The sequence below is a fragment of the Luteibacter sp. P4_D7_3 genome (assembly GCF_056401735.1).
In genome coordinates, this window is sequence record NZ_JBFUIT010000546.1 from 1 (window position 1) to 1,447 (window position 1,447).

2 protein-coding genes are annotated in these 1,447 nt (G+C 64.9%); one reads left to right on the forward strand and one right to left on the reverse strand.

What is annotated here, in order from left to right; genetic code table 11:
- The coding region (locus AC1DSN_RS22575; protein ID WP_477333060.1) for a phospholipase domain-containing protein at positions 1-1,075 on the forward strand (1,075 nt) is incomplete at its 5' end.
- Between the two features lie 15 nt (positions 1,076-1,090).
- Here the strand turns inward: AC1DSN_RS22575 and AC1DSN_RS22580 are convergent.
- Positions 1,091-1,447: hypothetical protein (locus AC1DSN_RS22580; RefSeq protein WP_477333062.1), on the reverse strand; the 357-nt coding region annotated here is incomplete at its 5' end.

Consider the following 1,447-nt stretch of genomic DNA (forward strand, 5'->3'; position numbering starts at 1 on the left):
GAGCAAGACGGCACTGTTCATCACCTACGATGAAAACGACGGCTTCTTCGATCACATGCTACCGGCGTATCCGCCGCAGTCACGTGACCGGGGGCTGTCTACGGTCAGCATCGATGGTGAAGTCTACGCGGGCGGCAACGGTTTCAACGCGGGTGTTTACGGCCTGGGCGTGCGTGTGCCGATGATGATCGTCTCACCGTGGAGCAAGGGCGGCTGGGTGTGTTCGGAGACCTACGACCACACGTCCATCCTCCGTTTCCTCGAGCAGCGCTTCGGTGTGCGCGAGCCGAACATCTCTGCCTGGCGGCGTGCGGTCTGCGGCGACCTGACCCGCGCCTTCGATTTTGAAGGCCACGATGGGCGCGTGCCGCCTTTGCCCTCGACCACGGGCTACCAGCCTGATCGCACTACCCACAGTGACTTCAGTCCGACGCCGCCTACTCACCAGCAGCTTCCGCGACAGGAGCGTGGGCAACGTCCGGCGCGTGCACTGGCCTACGCACTCGAAGTGACAGGCAAGCTCGACCAGGCACAGGGACGTTACGTCCTTGGATTCGGCAACACCGGCGACATCGGTGCCTGCTTCAGCGTGACCTCGTCGCTCCGTTCCGACGGTCCGTGGACCTATACGGTGGAAGCCGGTAAATCGTTGTCCGACTACTGGACCAGCTCCAACAGCGGCGATGCGTACGACCTCACGGTGATCGGACCGAACGGATTCCTTCGCCAGTTCAGTGGTAAGCAGCCGGGCCTGGTCGAAGATCGCCGGCGTCTCGCGCTACCCGAGGTCACGATGTCCGAGGGACGTCATTCGGGTGAGTTGCATCTGGTCATGAGCAACGAGGGTGGGCGTCCTTGCGCCATCACGATCGAAGCCAACGCGTATCTCCGCCAACCGCCGCAGCGTTTCTGGCTACAGCCGGGGGAGCACGCGGAGACCCGGTTCGATATCACCGGCTGCGACCATTGGTACGACCTTACCGCGACCAGTGATGCCGATGCGTCGTTTCGCCGGCGGTTCGCAGGGCACCGCGAGACCGGGCAGGCATCCGTCTCCGATCCGGCGTTCTCCTAGCCGGGGGAACCTCGGTCACTGGGGCAGCCCGCCTCCCGACTGTTCGGCGGCGAGGTAGCTGGCGTACCAATCCGGCCAGTTCTCGTCGTGCTGGCCGCCGGCTCGCTTCTCGTGCTCGCCGTGCGCAGCCCCCGCCCGGCGTAGCGCAGCCGCAAGGTCGCTGGCCGAGGCAAATGTCGTGATGCCGGTATCGATCCGCCCAGGCAGGCGCTGGGTGATCTCCTGGAAGAGCCACCCATTGCCATCGGGATCGGCGAACGAAGCGAACGAACGGTAACTGCTGCGCTCCTTATCCGGACCGCTGACCCTGACCCGTCCGAACAGGTACGGCTCGTCCGGCCCGGCGTGAGCGTCGCCGGCACCGTGGAACAC